This is a genomic window from Nonomuraea candida (genome assembly GCF_000725485.1).
Lineage (GTDB): Bacteria > Actinomycetota > Actinomycetes > Streptosporangiales > Streptosporangiaceae > Nonomuraea > Nonomuraea candida.
This window is the reverse complement of the sequence record NZ_JOAG01000018.1, coordinates 37,694-52,768: the sequence shown is the minus strand read 5'-3', so window position 1 is coordinate 52,768 and position 15,075 is coordinate 37,694. Positions and strand designations below refer to the sequence as shown.

Here is a 15,075-nt window from a genome sequence, read left to right as displayed (position 1 = left end):
GCATCTACGTGGGCAAGCAGGCCTTCACCCACTACGACTTCGACGTCTACGAGGACTACGACCGCGACTACGCCTTCGTCACCGTCTACAACGGTGTCAAGATCGGCGGCGAGTCCAGCAAGAACGTCTCCAAGGCCGAGTGGGACAAGTACACCGGTCTCAAGGACGCCAAGGACGTCGAGATCACCCGGGAAGAGTTCCGCAAGGGCAAGCTCGACCCGACCTCGACGGAGTCGTACTGGGTCAAGCGCGGCTCCAAGGCCGAGCCGACCGGTCCGGACTACCCCGGCGCCGAGGTCGCCAAGGTGCCGGTCACCGAGGCCGAGTACAGCGCCGCCCGCTCGGGCAAGGGCAACGGCAAGAAGTTCGGCGAGCCGGTCACCGAGATCGTGACCACCAGCGAGGCCCACACCTACATCAAGAAGCAGGACCCGAACTGGGAGCCCGGCAAGCCCCTGCCGGCACCCACCAAGCAGCACCCGGCCACCGTCAAGGAGGACCGGCGCGGCAACTGGACCCTGACGCACTTCTACGTGCAGCAGTGGTACAAGCCCGGCTCCGACACGAAGTTCTTCAAGACCGTCTACTACATCATCGACCACAAGTCCCTGGACGCCGGTCGTCTCGGTGACAACGTCGGCGGTCAGGGCTTCGCGTGGAACCAGCCGACCGGCAAGGCCGTGCGCGTGTTCGGCTACCCGGCGGCTCCTCACCCCGACGGCAACAAGAACTACACCGGCGTCACCCCGAAGTGGTGCTACGGCAAGACCACGAAGAAGCTGGTCGGTTCGGCTGCCAAGAAGATCGAGGAGCACGTGGCCCTCAAGTGCGCCATGACCGAGGGCGCCGACGGTGGTCCGTGGCTGTACAACTACAGCAACAGCAAGCGTCTCGGCTACGTGAACGGTGTCACCAGCACCTTCAACGACCAGGACGGCAACGGTCGCGTCGACTACATCTCGTCGCCGTACTTCGACGGCGAGACCAACACCGTCTACAAGGCCGCTGCGGCCTCGTGGTCCGGCAAGATCGTCTAAGTGACGGATAGCGATCGGTCGTAGACCGTTCGTCCCCCGTTGTGAGCGAAGGGGCCCGGCATCCTGCCGGGCCCCTTCTGCGTTCCCGCCGGAAGTTGAAGGCGTTTGGACGCATGGGAGCGCCATACGGTGCCATCAACCCAATGTGATCTGTCTCACATGCCTTCGACGGCGAGAACCAAGCGGATGCTTCGGTCCCGCCGGTCACACTGACAACTTCTTTATGTTGATCAGGGCAAACGGGTAAGACCCTCGCTTCCCTCAGCTCCTGCGCATCGGCCACTTAAACATCACGAAACGATCACGCCCGGCTTGTCGCATCTTTTCCCACCAAAGCGGCTTCCGGTTCTCAAGATCGACACTGTATGTTCCTGGCTATCCCTTTACTGACGCATGGGACGCAAGAGGCGTTCCACGACAGCGCAAGGAGTTACCGTGAAGCGCATCCTCCTCCCGGCCGGTGGCGCCATTCTGGCCACTGGTCTCCTGGCTGCCGGCCTCGCCAGCACCGCTCAGGCCGACGACAAGATCTCCGAGGACGTCCTCGCCGCTGAGGCGAAGGCCATCGAGACCCTCGAGTTCTGGACCAAGTCGGACAACGCGGCGCTGAAGAAGGCCGTGGCCTTCAACCCCGACGCTCTCGAGGTTCAGAAGATCTCCTCCGGTGGCGGCTACAGCTCCGACACCAAGCCGGGCTCGACCCAGCCCATCGGCGAGGAGAAGAAGACCACCGTCAAGGTGCAGAACGTCAACCTGCCGAAGACCATCGGCAAGGTGTTCTTCGAGTACCGTGACGGCTCGCTGTACTGGTGCTCCGGTACGTCGATCCAGTCGCAGTACCGCAACCTGGTCGCCACGGCCGGTCACTGCGTCTACGACATCGCCGCCAACGACGAGGTCGTCTCCAAGTGGGTCTTCGTCCCCGGTTACTACCAGGGCCGCGCTCCTTGGGGCGTCTACGTGGGTAAGCAGGCCTTCACCCACTACGACTTCGACGTCTACGAGGACTTCGACCGCGACTACGCCTTCGTGACCGTCTACGACGGCATCGGCGGCGCGATGTACAAGCCGAAGCAGGTTACGCGGGCCGAGTACCGCGCCTACGACGGCCAGAAGGAGAAGAAGGAGGTCGAGGTTTCCTGGAACGAGTTCAAGAAGGGCAAGCTCGACCCCAAGACCTCCGAGTACTACCGCGCCGTTGAGGGCTCGGACCCGGCTCCGGCCGGCCCGAACTACCCCGGTGCCGAGGTTGTCAAGTCCGAGGTCACCGAGGCCGAGTACAAGGCTGCCCCGGTCGGCAAGGGCCAGGGCCGCAAGTTCGGTGAGCCCGAGGTCGAGCAGGTCACCTACGAGGAGGCCATCGCCTACCTCCAGGGCCAGGGCGTGGACGTCACCAAGCCCATCGAGGGCGAGAACGTTCCGAAGCCCAACGCTGAGTTCCCCGGCACCGTCAAGCTGGACCGTCGCGGCAACTCCACCATCACGCACTACTACGTGCAGCTGTGGCAGAAGCCGGGCGCCGCGAAGAAGTACATCCGCACGGACTACTTCATCATCGGGCACGAGCTCAAGAGCGTTGGCCGCCTCGGCGACAACGTTGGTGGGCAGGGTGTCGCGTGGAACCAGGTCGGTGGCAAGGCCGTCCGTACCTTCGGTTACCCCTTCGGCCCGCACCTGGACGGCAACAAGCCGTACACCGGTGTCACGCCGAAGTGGTGCTACGGCAAGACCGCGACGAAGAAGCTCCTCATCCCCTCCAAGAAGGTCGAGGAGCAGCAGTCGCTGAAGTGCGCCGTGACCGCCGGCTACGACGGTGGCCCGTGGCTGTACAAGTACAGCAACAGCAAGCGTCTCGGCTACGTCAACGGTGTCACCAGCCTCATCGCCGACACCGACAAGAACAACCGCTACGACACGATCACCTCGCCGATCTTCGACGGTGAGACCGCCGCGATCTACAAGGCCGCTTCGGCCTCGTGGTCCGGCAAGCTCATCAAGTAGTAGAGCTGCGGGATCGTGTGAACGGCGACTTGTTCGACGTTCCACAGCAGTAACCAAAGGGCTCGGCATCCAGCCGGGCCCTTTGGCCTTTTCTGGGACAAAACCGAGAATTTCCATTACCAGAGTGACCGAAGGGTCGATAGGGTCCTTACACCCTTTCTGACAACCGTGGAGCCTCCCGTGAAGCGCCTGCTCATCCCCCTCGCCGCCGCCGGCCTGAGCGCCGCCGTCATAGCCGCGCCCGCCAGCGCGGCGCCGCACTGGGCGAAAGACGAACTAGCCCCCAAGCCCGCCGACGCGTACGGAGCCGCTTATTTCTGGCTCGACGCCAATGGCGCCGCCCTGCGCAAGGCGACGCAGTTCAACCTGGACACCAAGGTCGTGCCCAAGCTGGTCAGCTCCGGCGGCAAGGGCGACTACGACGGCAAGCCCGGCATGACCGCCCCGACCACCACCGGGAAGGCGACCACCAGCAAGAACGTCAACCTGCCGAAGAACATCGGCAAGGTCTTCTTCCTGACCAAGGACGGCAAGTACAACTGGTGCTCGGCCACCTCCATCCAGTCGAGGCACCGCAACCTGGTCGTCACCGCCGGCCACTGTGTCTTTGAAAACGGCAAGACCGATGTTTACGACAAGTGGGTATTTATCCCCGGTTATTACCAGGGGAGGGCTCCCTGGGGCGTTTACGCGGGCGCTTACGCGTTCACCGCCTACGACCTCGACACCTACGACGACTATGACGGCGACTACGCCTTCGTCGCGGTGCACAACGGCTTCTCGCTGGGCGGCGAGAAGGAGGTCTCGCACAAGGAATTCAAGGCGTGGGCCGGCGACAAGTGGCTCAAGCCGCGCGAGATCACCGCGGAAGAGTTCGCCAAGTGCCAGCTCAACCTGGGCGAGTGCTGGTCCGAGGGCAAGGACGAGGACGCCCAGCTCGCCGGTCCCGACCACCCGGACGCCGTCCTGGAGAAGGAAGAGGTCTCCAAGGACAAGTACGACGCCGCCAAGACCGGCAAGGGCCAGGGCTTCAAGTTCGGCGAGCCCGTCGTGGAGCAGGTCACCAAGACGCAGTGGGACGCCTACACGGGCCCCGGTGCCAAGGGCGACGGCCCCGACAAGCTCGGCAACTACACCATCACCCACTACTACACGCAGAAGTGGGTCAAGCCCGGCACCTCGCGCAAGTACTTCGAGGCCCACTACATCATCGGCATCGCCAAGGACAGGGGCCGGCTCGGTGACGTCGTCGGCGGGCAGGGCTTCGCCTGGAACCAGCCGCTCGGCCAGCAGGTGACCGCCTTCGGCTATCCGAGCGCCGCGCACCCCGACGGCGACCGCCCGTTCACCGGCGTGACCCCCAAGTGGTGCGTCGGCAAGACCTCCACGAAGAGCGTGCAGGTCAACATGTTCAAGGTCGAGACCCACCAGATGCTCAAGTGCTCGATGACCGGCGGCGCCGACGGCGGCCCCTGGCTCATCAAGTACGACAACAGCAAGCGCACCGGCTACGTCAACGGCGTGACCAGCCTCTACGCCGACAACGACGAGAACGACCGGATCGACCACATCAGCTCGGCCATCTTCGACGGCGAGACCGCCGACGTCTACAACAAGGCCAACTACGCGGCGACCAAGTCGATCGTGGGCCCCAACGGCGAGCTGCTCCCGTAGGCACGACGACCGCTCCCGGTCCGGGCCGCCACGACGGCCCGGACCGGGCGGGTCACACGGCGCTCAGCTCCCGCGTGCGCTCGCGCAGCGCCATCACCGGCCGCTCGTCCTTGTACGGTTCCAGCCGCCGCCGCAGATCGGCCGCGTACGACCGGGACCGCGCCGACTGCAGCTCGCCGGCCAGCGTCAGCGCCCCGGCCGCGGCCGAGCACGCCTCCTCCAGCTCCCCGCACTGCAACAGCCCGGCGGCCAGCAGCGACAGGTTGAACATGCGCCCCCGCACGTATCGGGAGTCCATGTCGAGCGAGCGCCGCGCCTGCCGCACCACCCGCTCCCCCTCGCCCAGGTCGCGGAAGCAGTGGGCGAACTTCGCCGACAGGTAGGCCTCGTCGAAGTAGCTCAGCCACGGCGGCTCCTCGGCCGGCTCGCGGGCGTCGAAGGCGCACTCGGCCTGGTGCAGGGAGTGCCCGCAGGACCGGGCGTCGCCCAGCCCGGCGTGCGCGTGGGCCTCCAGGACGTGCGCGGAGGCCAGCAGCGTCTGCACCCCGGCCTTGCGCGCCGCCATCTGGGAGGCCCTGGCCAGGTCGAGGGCGTGGGCGGGCTGGCCCATGTAGATGGCCTGGTGCGCCATGCCGGCCAGGATCTCGCCGCCCAGCGTCTGGTCGTCGGCGCCCCTGGCCAGGCGCAGGGCCTGGATCAGGTAGCGCTGCGCCAGGCCGTGCTGCTCCATGTCGTAGGCCATCCAGCCCGCCAGGCGGGTCAGCTCCGCGGCCGCGGCGGCGAGCTGCCGGCCGGTGGACTCGCCGTAGGAGCCGTCCTTGAGCAGGGGCGAGACGGCGGTGTCGAGGTATTTGACCACGGACGAGCGGACCCGTCCGCTGCCGAAGCGGTTGTCGAGCTCACCGAAGGATCGGGTGACCTCGTGGATGGCGGCGATGTCGGCGCGGCCTACGCGCCGCACCCCCGTGCCGCTCGGTCGCCCCTCGGAAGGGGACGTCAGCCAGCGTACGGCTCCGACGGAGCCTGCTCCGATCGCGAACGTCGAGTCGATCAGGAACCTCCGTCTCTCCACATCGGCCCGCCACAGCGCCGTCACGGTCGCGACCCCCTCCTGCCAGGTGTGCGTGAACTCCTGTCCGAGATCGAGGGGTGTGGTGATGGCCGGCATGCCCAGGTCTTCCGAGGTGATCGGCCGCCCCAGGCGCAGCGCGAAGATCTCCGTGAGCAGGCACGGCACCGGATCGCGGGGCCGCTGACCTCCGATCCAGCGCAGCACGGAGCTGTGGTCATACTTCAGCCCCGGCGTGCCGCGTGCGGCTCCCAGATCGTTGAGGCGCCTGGCCAATCCCTTGTGGGAAAACCCCGCCTCTGCGATGAGCTGCTGCAGCAGTCGATTCGGCTCGCGTTCCATCGCTCTCCTCGTCACAGGAGTCGGCGCCCACATCATTACAGAGAGATACTGTTATAGCACCTTGCGTAAAGGATTTATGGCAGTTCCCAAAGGTCACCCCAACTCCATTCCCCACCCGTGGGCACACGGCGTCGGCTCCTGGACGGGCGTCCCCACTACCCGGGCCATGCGCGAGTAATCCGCAACCCCCGTTGAGCTGGACCGGAACGGCGAAAGGAGCCGCGGGCGGGCACGGGCGCCGCGATCGGGCCGGCGAAACGAGCGGCCGCCGGGGGCTCGGCGAAACGAGCGGCGGGCGGAGCCCCGAGGGCCCCGCCCGCCGCCCTGCACGTCCTCAGCGGCGCGACCTCGTCGGCGCCGCCCTTCAGGCGCCGCCCTTCACGCCCTCAGCGGCGCGCGACCCCGTCGGCGCGGGCCTGGGCGGCCACGGCTGCCGTCACGGCCGGCGCGACCCGCTCGTCGAACGGGCTCGGGATGATGTACTCCGGCGACAGGTCGTCGCCCACCACGCCCGCCAGCGCGTCGGCCGCGGCCACCTTCATGTTCTCCGTGATGGTGGTGGCCCGCACGTCGAGCGCCCCGCGGAACACGCCGGGGAAGGCCAGCACGTTGTTGATCTGGTTGGGGAAGTCGGAGCGCCCGGTGGCCACGACCTTGACGTGCCTGGCGGCCACCTCGGGGTGCACCTCGGGCGTCGGGTTGGACAGGGCGAACACGATGGCGTCGGGCGCCATGGAGGCGATCGCCCGCTCCGAGACCGTCGAGCCCGACAGCCCGAGGAACAGGTCGGCGCCCTCCAGGGCCTCCTCGGTGGAGCCGGTGTGCCCGGCCCGGTTGGTGTCGCGGGCCAGCGCCTGCTTGACCGGGTTGAGCCCGTCGCGGCCCTGGTAGATCATCCCCTTGGAGTCGGAGACCGCGATGTCGCCGATGCCCGCCTCCAGCAGGATGCGCGTGACGGCCACGCCCGACGCGCCCGCGCCCGCCACGACGGCGCGCAGGTCGCCGAGCGTGCGCCCGGTCAGCCGCGCGGCGTTGCGCAGGGCGGCCAGCGCCACGATGGCGGTGCCGTGCTGGTCGTCGTGGAAGACCGGGATGTCGAGCAGGTCGCGCAGCCGGTCCTCGACCTCGAAGCAGCGGGGCGCGCTGATGTCCTCCAGGTTGATGCCGCCGAACGACGGCGCGAGGCGCACCACGGTCTCGACCAGGCCGTCGACGTCGGTGCAGTCGAGGCAGATCGGGACGGCGTCGACGCCGGCGAACTCCTTGAACAGCAGCGCCTTGCCCTCCATCACCGGCATGGCGGCCGCGGGGCCGATGTCGCCCAGGCCGAGCACGGCGGTGCCGTCGGAGACGACGGCCACCACGTTGGAGACCCAGGTGTAGTCGCCGGCCAGCTCGGGCCGGTCGGCGATGGCGGTGCAGACCCGGGCGACGCCGGGCGTGTAGGCGAGCGCCAGGTCGTCGGCGTCGCGGACGGGAACGGTGGAGCGGATCTCGATCTTGCCTCCGCGGTGGAGGGCGAAGGCCGGATCGTGGTCGGGTGTTTCGACGGATGCGGAAGCGGGCGTGACAGCCACAGCGACCCCTGTAGTCATCGGGAGCGGAAGAGACCTACGGCGGACGAGCGCGAGCGGGCTGGCGTCGGTAGCTGCCATCGTCCCCTCGCCAGTCGTCGCGTGAGGGGGTTCGGGGGTCACCCGTGTCCCCATAGTGCCACAGGGTGAGATGGTGGTCGGTGTCATCGCCGACGCCGTTCTGTTGACGCATCGTTAAACATCCGATGACGGACTGCCGCAAAATCGCATCTAAACTGCACAAAACGCAAGTTTCATGGCTTTTCATTTCGGAGGAGGCCGTACATGGCCCTCAGACCCCAGGGCCGCCGGGGCTACGCCGCCGGCGCGCTCGCCTTGGCCGCTGCTCTCGCGCTCACCGCGTGCGGCAGCGACACCGGCACGAGCTCGGGCACGAGCTCCGGCACGACCGGTGCGAGCGCCTCCGCCGCCGGGGGCGCCAAGCTCGTGCAGCCCGGCAAGCTCACGGTCTGCACGAACATCCCCTACGAGCCCTTCCAGTTCAAGGACGACAGCGGCAAGGTCGTCGGGTTCGACGTGGACATCGTCGATCTCGCCGCCAAGAAGCTGGGCGTGACCCAGAACATCGTCGACATCGACTTCGCGGTGATCAAGAGCGGTGCCGCCATGGCGGCGGGCAAGTGCGACGTCGCCGCCGCCGGCATGACGATCACCCCCGAGCGCCAGCAGAACATCGACTTCTCCGAGCCGTACTTCGACGCCACCCAGGCGCTGCTGGCCAAGAAGGGCACGGGCGCCAAGTCCCTGGCGGACGTCAAGTCCAAGGGGCTCAAGCTGGGCGGCCAGGCCAGCACGACCGGCCTCGAGTACGCCAAGAAGAACGGCTTCCCCGACGTCACCGAGTACGCCGACTCCGCCAAGGAGCTGCTGGCCCTCCAGGCCGGCCAGGCCGACGTGATCATCCAGGACCTTCCCGTCGTGCTCACCTGGCTGAAGAAGCCCGAGATCGCCGAGAAGTTCGAGATGATCGCCACCCTCGACACCGGCGAGCAGTACGGAATCGGCCTGAAGAAGGGCGCCGACCCCGTCCTGCTGAAGACGATCAACGAGGAGATCGCCAAGGCCAAGCAGGACGGCACCTACGAGAAGATCTACGTGAAGTGGTTCGGCAAGAAGCCCGGCGAGCTGGGCTGATACATGGCCGACCAGCCGAAGACGGCTGAGCCCGGGCGCACCGGGCTCAGCCCTCGCAAGAAGCAGCAGGTCAGCCGGGGCATCCAATATGTCGTCCTGGCCGCCGCGCTCGTCGCCGTCGTCCTGTACGCCGACTGGGCCAGCCTCGCCCAGAACTTCGCCAAGATCGACGTGGCGCGCGCGGCATTGCCCGAGCTGTTCACCATCGCACTGCGCAACACGATCATCTACACGATCGGCGGGTTCGTCTTCGCGTTCGTCGTGGGCCTGCTGCTGGCGCTCATGCGGCTGTCGCAGGTCCGGCCGTACCGGTGGATCGCGATCCTGTACATCGAGATCTTCCGCGGCCTGCCCGCGCTGCTGATCTTCCTGCTGATCGTGTTCCTGCCGCTGGCGCTGCCGGGCTTCGAGGTGCCGTTCGGCACGTACGGGCAGGGCATCCTCGGGCTCGGCCTGGTCGGCGCGGCCTACCAGGCGGAGATCTTCCGGGCGGGGCTGCAGGCCGTGCCCAAGGGGCAGACCGAGGCGGCCAGGTCGCTGGGCATGTCCGCCACGCGCGCCCAGGTCACGGTGGTGATCCCGCAGGCCATCCGGATGGTCATCCCGCCGACCACCAACCAGTTCGTGGCCCTGCTCAAGGACTCCTCGCTGGTGCTGTTCCTCGGCGTGTCCGGCGAGTACGTCGAGCTCGCCAAGTTCGGCAACGACCTGGCCTCCCAGTACGCCAACGCCACGCCCATCATGGTCGCCGGCGTGACGTACCTGATCGTCACGATCCCGCTGGGTTACCTCGCGTCCCGGCTGGAGGGGCGTAAGGGGAGGAAGCGATGACGCACGCCATCGAGCTGCGAGACCTGCACAAGTACTTCGGCAGGAACGAAGTCCTCAAGGGCATCGACATGACCGTCGACCCCGGCCAGGTGGTCTGCGTCATCGGCCCGTCGGGCTCGGGCAAGTCCACCCTGCTGCGCTGCGTGAACCTGCTGGAGACCCCCACCAGGGGCCAGGTGTTCGTGGAGGGCGTCGAGGTCACCCACCCCGACGTGGACATCGACGCCGTACGCCGCCGCATCGGCATGGTCTTCCAGCAGTTCAACCTGTTCCCGCACATGACCGCGCTGCAGAACGTGATGATCGCCCAGCAGCGCGTGCTGAAGCGCGGCAAGAAGGAGGCCGAGGTCGTCGCCAGGGACAACCTGGACAAGGTCGGCGTCGGCGCCAAGTGCGACGCGCTGCCCGGCCAGCTCTCCGGCGGCCAGCAGCAGCGGGTCGCGATCGCCAGGGCGCTGGCCATGAACCCGAGCCTGATGCTCTTCGACGAGCCCACCTCCGCGCTCGACCCCGAGCTGGTCGGCGACGTGCTGACCGTCATGCGCAAGCTGGCCGAGGAGGGCATGACCATGCTCGTGGTCACCCACGAGATGGGCTTCGCGCGCCAGGTGGCCGATCGGGTGGTGTTCATGGACGGCGGCGTGATCGTCGAGGACGGCGTGCCCGCCCAGGTCATCGGCGACCCGCAGCAGGAGCGCACCCGCGCCTTCCTGCACCGCGTCCTGCACCCGGAGGAGTAGCCCCGCGGTGAGCCGGGCGGGGCGGGCGGGCGCGTGCACGACACGACCCGCCCGCCCCGCACGGTGAGCGCGTCCTGCGCCGCCCGCCCCGCACGGCGAGCGCGTCCTGCGCCGCCCGCCCCGCACGGCGAGCGCGTCCTGCGGCGCCCGCCCGCACGTCCGGGCGATCTCCCGCCTCACGCGGGTGAACGCCCGGGACGACCGCCGCGTCCGGCGCGGGGAAATCGTTGACGGAGCCGCCCCGTCTTCTGCTGTAATGGACAGGGATGGACCTCACCTCTTACGCCGAGTGGGCGGTCCGGCTGGTCAACGACCCTGACCCGCCGCCGGAGCTCAGGCGGCTGCGCGACGAGCTGGCCGCCGTGTTCGACGCCGCGAGCGACGAGCGTGCCGTCGCGGAGCGGCTCAACGCCCTGCTGGCACGCTATCCCGTCCGTCCCCAGCTCTCCGACCACGACGGCCACCGCTGGCACCTGCACCTGGCCGAGGACCCCGCGGCGACCGCCGTGATGGGGCTGGCCGCGGTCGTCGCCGAGCTGGGCGCGGACCGCCTGGGCCGGTGCCGCGACCCGCGCTGCGGCCTGGCCTTCCTCGACACCTCCTCCAACCGCTCCCGCCGCTACTGCTCGGCCCGCTGCGCCAGCCGCGCCAACGTGGCCGCCTTCCGCGCCCGCCGCAGGAACGGCGCCTGACGACGCCAGGCGCCGCCTGGAGGGCCCGCGGGCACGGGACACCACCGGGACCCCGTCTGCCCCGCCCGGGGGCCTGAAGCCGTCTCAGGCGTCAGCGCGGGCGTCTCCTCACCAGGGGCCAGTAACGCAGCACGACGCGCCCCACGATGTCCTGGACGGGCCCGAAGTCCCAGCTGTCGCGCCGCCCGCTGGCCCGCTGGTTGTCGCTCTCCAGCCACCACCCGTCGGCCCCGTGCCACTGCGCGCGTTTCACGATGAGCTGATCGGGATCGCCGGGGAGCCTGGCCACCACGAGGTCGCCGGGGTGCACGGCGGCCCCCCTGCGCACCAGGAGCCAGTCTCCAGGCACCAGCGCGGGCCGCATCGAATCCCCTTCGACACGCACTCTCATCGTCGAAGACCCCCTACTCCTCGGGCGTTAGGACACGAGTAAGGTCGGTTGTGGACCAAGCTGATTCAGCATCCAGGAAGGATTTTCTGATGCTCGCACGACTGCTACGACCCAAGCATGTCGCTTCCGCACACTGCGACCTGCCCTGTGGGGTCTATGACCCCGCCCAGGCCCGCATCGAGGCCGAGTCGGTCAAGGCGATCATGGAGAAGTACGCGGCGAACGAGGACCCGGTCTTCCGCGCTCGCGCGATCACCATCAAGGAGGAGCGCGCCGAGCTCGTCAAGCACCACCTCTGGGTCCTGTGGACCGACTACTTCAAGCCGCCGCACCTCGAGCAGTACCCCCAGCTGCACCAGCTGTTCTGGGACGCCACGAAGCTCGCGGGCGCGGCGGGCGCCAAGGGCACCGTCGACGTGGCCAAGGCCGAGGACCTGCTGGGCAAGATCGACGAAATCTCCAAGATCTTCTGGGAGACCAAGGCCGCCTAAACCGGCACAAAGGCTCTGCGCGGTCGGTGACCGCGCAGAGCCTTTTCCGATGATGGCGAGTCTGAATCGTCCAAGCACCTCTCAGGGGCGGTAAGTTGCAGTCAGCGTCGGATTCGCGAGGAGGAACGTGACCGAGGAAACCGAGACGCGCGCGGAGGGCGTGGCCGGCATCCGTGACGTGGTGAGCATCAGGCTCCCCGCGGCGAGTGCCTACCTGTCTGTGCTGCGTACGGCTACCGCCGGCCTGGCGGCCCGGCTTGACTTCACCCTGGACGAGATCGAGGATCTGCGCATCGCGGTCGACGAGGCCTGCGCGATGCTGCTGACCGAGGCGGTGCCGGGCACCGACCTGACCGCGGAGTTCGAGCTCACCGGGCAGGAGATGCAGGTCAGGGTCGAGGTGGCGACCGTCGGCAGCTCCGCTCCCAAGCGCGACGACTTCGCCTGGATGGTCCTGACCGCCCTGGCCGACGACGTCGACGCGGTGACCGACTCCCCGGATCGCATGGCGATCGTCCTGCGCAAGCGCCGAGGCGCGGCCCAGAGCACGGCAGGGCCGGCGTGACGGAAAGGACTGGAGCCATGGCCACCAGCGAACACGCCGTGCCCGACAGGGTGCGCGCCCGCATGCTCTTCGCCGAGCTGGCCGAGCTGGGCCCCGAGGAGCCGCGCCGCCAGCGCATCAGGGATGAGCTGGTCGAGCTTCACCTTCCCCTGGTCGAATACCTGGCCCGCCGCTTCCGCAACAGAGGCGAGTGGCTCGACGACCTGACCCAGGTCGCCACGATCGGCCTGATCAAGTCCATCGACAGGTTCGACCTCAACCGCGGGGTGGAGTTCTCCACCTACGCCACCCCCACCATCGTGGGCGAGATCAAGCGGCACTTCCGCGACAAGGGCTGGGCGGTCCGGGTGCCGCGCCGCCTGCAGGAGCTGAAGCTCTCGCTGACGAAGGCCATAAGCGATCTGTCGCAGCGCGAGGGGCGCGCCCCGACCGTGGCTGAGCTGGCCTCCTACCTCAAGATGACCGAGGAGGAGGTGCTGGAGGGGCTGGAGTCGGCCAACGCCTACTCGACGGTCTCGCTCGACGCGCCCGACTCCGGCGACGACGACGCCCCCGCGGTGTCCGACTCGCTCGGCATCGTGGACGAGTCGCTGGAGGGCGTCGAATACCGCGAGTCGCTCAAGCCGCTGCTCGAACGACTGCCGCCGCGCGAGAAGCGCATCCTGCTGCTGCGCTTCTTCGGCAACATGACGCAGTCGCAGATCGCCACGGAGCTCGGCATCTCGCAGATGCACGTCTCACGCCTGCTGGCCCGCACCCTCGCCCAGCTGCGCGAGGGCCTGACGGCCGACGACTGACGGCCGGGCCGGCGGCCGGCGCCTGACCGCGACGGCCGGCGCACGACGGCTGATCCACGACACCCATGCACGACGACTGACGCACGACCGGCCCGCCGGCCCGTACCGGCGGAGGCGGCCATCTGCGAGGCGGCCACCGGTGAGGCGGGCACCCGTGAGACGGCCATCTGTGAGGCGGGCACCCGTGAGACGGCCGACCGGTGGAGACAGCTAACCGTCGCCGTAGAGCGCGTGCGTGGTGGGCGGCGCGAGCAGCGTCACGAGCCCCGCCAGCGCCACCACGATCAGCGGGAGGCCGAGCTGCGCCTGGCCCGAGGTGATGAGCGTGCCGCCGACCGGCAGCATGAAGATCTGGGTCAGCACGCCCGGCGCCCTTCCCCACCGCTCCTTGCGCAGCAGCCCGCCCCCGGCCACCCAGAGCAGGCCGGCGCCGATGAGCAGGCCGAACACCGCCTCGGCCAGCGCGGTGGTCAGGTCGTCCGGCCGGCCCGTCAGGGTCTCCACCGCGACGAAGACGCCGAGACCGAGCGCGATCAGCCCCTCCAGGGCGACCACGGAGGCGGCGATGAGGAGGGTAAGCGGGCGACCGTTCACGGTCCGTACCCTACCTCCCGGGCCGGGCGGTCCGGAAAATAGGACGTTCGGCCGATAAGCCGGACAAGGTCACCGGCTACGCTGGCGCTATGCGCGCAATGCTGCTGGTCAATCCCAAGGCGACGACCACCAACGCCCGCACGCGTGACGTGCTGATCCGCGCGCTCGGCGCGGCCGTGGAGCTGTCGGTCGAGGAGACCCGCTACCGCGGCCACGCCGCGTCACTGGCGGCCACCGCGCGGGCCAAGGGCTTCGACGTGGTGGCGGTGCTCGGCGGCGACGGCACGATCAACGAGACCGTCAACGGCCTGCTGAACCCGGTCAACGGCGAGCCGCTCCCGCTCGGCGCCGACCCCAGCGCCGGGCGGCCCGGGCTCATCGTCATCCCCGGCGGCAGCGCGAACGTCTTCGCCCGCGCGCTCGGCCTGCCGAACGACCCCGTGGAGTCCACCGGCCAGGTGCTGGAGGCGCTCAGAGAGGGCCGGCGCAGGACCGTCGGTTTGGGCCAGGCCCTATGGGAGGGCGAGAGCCGCTACTTCACCTTCTGCTCGGGCATGGGATACGACGCAGAGGTTGTACGGGCCGTGGAGGGCCTGAGGGGCACCGGCAGGAAGGCTACCCCCACACGGTATGTGAACACGGCTCTGCGCCACTATCTGGCCACGGACAAGCGGCATCCCGCGATGACGGTGACCGGCCCCGGCATCCCGGCGGCCGGAGGCGTGTTCATGGCGATCATCTCCAACACCTCACCATGGACGTACGTGGGCAGCCGGCCGGTCCGCCCAACCCCGTGGGCCAGTTTCGAGACCGGGCTCGACCTCCTCGGGCTGCGGCGCATGGGGCCTCTGACGCTCGCGAGTGTGATCCGTCACATCCTCACGGAGAGTGACATCCTTCCGTCCGGCCGGCACCTCGTGCAGTTGCACGACGAGGCCGAGATCACCCTCACCGCCGACCGCCCCGTGGCCTTTCAGCTGGACGGGGACTACCTGGGCGAACGGGAAACCGTAACATTCCGGTCTACACCGAACGCATTACAAGTTCTGGTCTAGCTGGTTACATTCGGTCATTGTGTGACGCATCCGACATCCATAACCGGCAAAACTTCCCACCAACCCC

The 15,075-nt window shown here is 68.4% G+C and carries 14 protein-coding genes and 1 pseudogene; 11 read left to right on the top strand and 4 right to left on the bottom strand.

Annotated elements, in window-relative coordinates; genetic code table 11:
- Positions 1 to 8: 8 nt before the first annotated feature.
- From IO39_RS18430 to IO39_RS18420, 3 genes are all read left to right on the top strand, one after another.
- Positions 9 to 1,037, top strand: coding sequence for a hypothetical protein (locus IO39_RS18430; RefSeq protein ID WP_245642046.1), 1,029 nt, complete (start codon positions 9 to 11; stop codon positions 1,035 to 1,037).
- Positions 1,038 to 1,472: 435 nt separating this feature from the next.
- Entirely contained in the window at positions 1,473 to 3,038 is a 1,566-nt protein-coding gene (locus IO39_RS18425; RefSeq protein WP_043624329.1) for a trypsin-like serine peptidase, read from the top strand.
- A 180-nt stretch (positions 3,039 to 3,218) separates the two neighbouring features.
- On the top strand, positions 3,219 to 4,712 hold the full coding sequence (locus IO39_RS18420; RefSeq protein ID WP_043624327.1) for a trypsin-like serine peptidase: 1,494 nt from the start codon (positions 3,219 to 3,221) through the stop codon (positions 4,710 to 4,712).
- Positions 4,713 to 4,764: 52 nt separating this feature from the next.
- On the opposite strand, the gene IO39_RS18415 is transcribed toward IO39_RS18420, so the two are convergent.
- Both IO39_RS18415 and IO39_RS18410 read right to left on the bottom strand, forming a co-directional pair.
- Positions 4,765 to 6,123, bottom strand: a complete 1,359-nt coding sequence (locus IO39_RS18415) for an NsdA family TPR-like regulatory protein (protein WP_043624325.1) — start codon at positions 6,121 to 6,123, stop codon at positions 4,765 to 4,767.
- Between the two features lie 386 nt (positions 6,124 to 6,509).
- Complete coding sequence (locus IO39_RS18410; protein WP_157548542.1) at positions 6,510 to 7,718, bottom strand: NAD(P)-dependent malic enzyme; 1,209 nt, start codon at positions 7,716 to 7,718, stop codon at positions 6,510 to 6,512.
- 264 nt (positions 7,719 to 7,982) lie between these two features.
- Here IO39_RS18410 and IO39_RS18405 point away from each other — a divergent pair, with 264 nt between their 5' ends.
- The 4 genes from IO39_RS18405 (at position 7,983) to IO39_RS18390 (ending at position 11,115) form a co-directional block, all read left to right on the top strand.
- Positions 7,983 to 8,852: an ABC transporter substrate-binding protein gene (locus tag IO39_RS18405; protein WP_043624319.1), complete on the top strand. Its 870-nt coding sequence runs from the start codon at positions 7,983 to 7,985 to the stop codon at positions 8,850 to 8,852.
- Between the two features lie 3 nt (positions 8,853 to 8,855).
- Positions 8,856 to 9,683, top strand: a complete 828-nt coding sequence (locus IO39_RS18400) for an amino acid ABC transporter permease (RefSeq protein ID WP_043624317.1) — start codon at positions 8,856 to 8,858, stop codon at positions 9,681 to 9,683.
- The gene (locus IO39_RS18395; RefSeq protein ID WP_043624315.1) at positions 9,680 to 10,423 is read left to right on the top strand and encodes an amino acid ABC transporter ATP-binding protein; all 744 of its coding nucleotides are present in this window, start codon (positions 9,680 to 9,682) and stop codon (positions 10,421 to 10,423) included. Before IO39_RS18400 ends, IO39_RS18395 begins: the two co-directional genes overlap by 4 nt.
- Positions 10,424 to 10,689: 266 nt before the next feature.
- Positions 10,690 to 11,115, top strand: coding sequence for a CGNR zinc finger domain-containing protein (locus IO39_RS18390; protein WP_043624313.1), 426 nt, complete (start codon positions 10,690 to 10,692; stop codon positions 11,113 to 11,115).
- A 91-nt stretch (positions 11,116 to 11,206) separates the two neighbouring features.
- Here the strand turns inward: IO39_RS18390 and IO39_RS18385 are convergent.
- Positions 11,207 to 11,509 (bottom strand): annotated as a pseudogene (locus IO39_RS18385) (S24 family peptidase); the annotation flags it as partial.
- Between the two features lie 86 nt (positions 11,510 to 11,595).
- Between IO39_RS18385 and sodN the strand changes: the two are divergent.
- From sodN to IO39_RS18370, 3 genes are all read left to right on the top strand, one after another.
- Complete coding sequence (gene sodN, locus IO39_RS18380) at positions 11,596 to 11,997, top strand: superoxide dismutase, Ni (RefSeq protein ID WP_084773057.1); 402 nt, start codon at positions 11,596 to 11,598, stop codon at positions 11,995 to 11,997.
- A gap of 127 nt (positions 11,998 to 12,124) precedes the next feature.
- Positions 12,125 to 12,562 carry an ATP-binding protein gene (locus IO39_RS18375; RefSeq protein WP_043624306.1) on the top strand — a complete coding sequence of 146 codons (438 nt, stop codon included), beginning with the start codon at positions 12,125 to 12,127 and terminating at the stop codon, positions 12,560 to 12,562.
- A 17-nt stretch (positions 12,563 to 12,579) separates the two neighbouring features.
- On the top strand, positions 12,580 to 13,359 hold the full coding sequence (locus IO39_RS18370; protein WP_171074665.1) for an RNA polymerase sigma factor SigF: 780 nt from the start codon (positions 12,580 to 12,582) through the stop codon (positions 13,357 to 13,359).
- Between the two features lie 210 nt (positions 13,360 to 13,569).
- On the opposite strand, the gene IO39_RS18365 is transcribed toward IO39_RS18370, so the two are convergent.
- On the bottom strand, positions 13,570 to 13,953 hold the full coding sequence (locus IO39_RS18365; RefSeq protein ID WP_043624304.1) for a hypothetical protein: 384 nt from the start codon (positions 13,951 to 13,953) through the stop codon (positions 13,570 to 13,572).
- Positions 13,954 to 14,042: 89 nt separating this feature from the next.
- Between IO39_RS18365 and IO39_RS18360 the strand changes: the two genes are divergently transcribed.
- Positions 14,043 to 15,008, top strand: coding sequence for a diacylglycerol/lipid kinase family protein (locus tag IO39_RS18360; protein ID WP_043624302.1), 966 nt, complete (start codon positions 14,043 to 14,045; stop codon positions 15,006 to 15,008).
- Positions 15,009 to 15,075 lie beyond the last annotated feature (67 nt).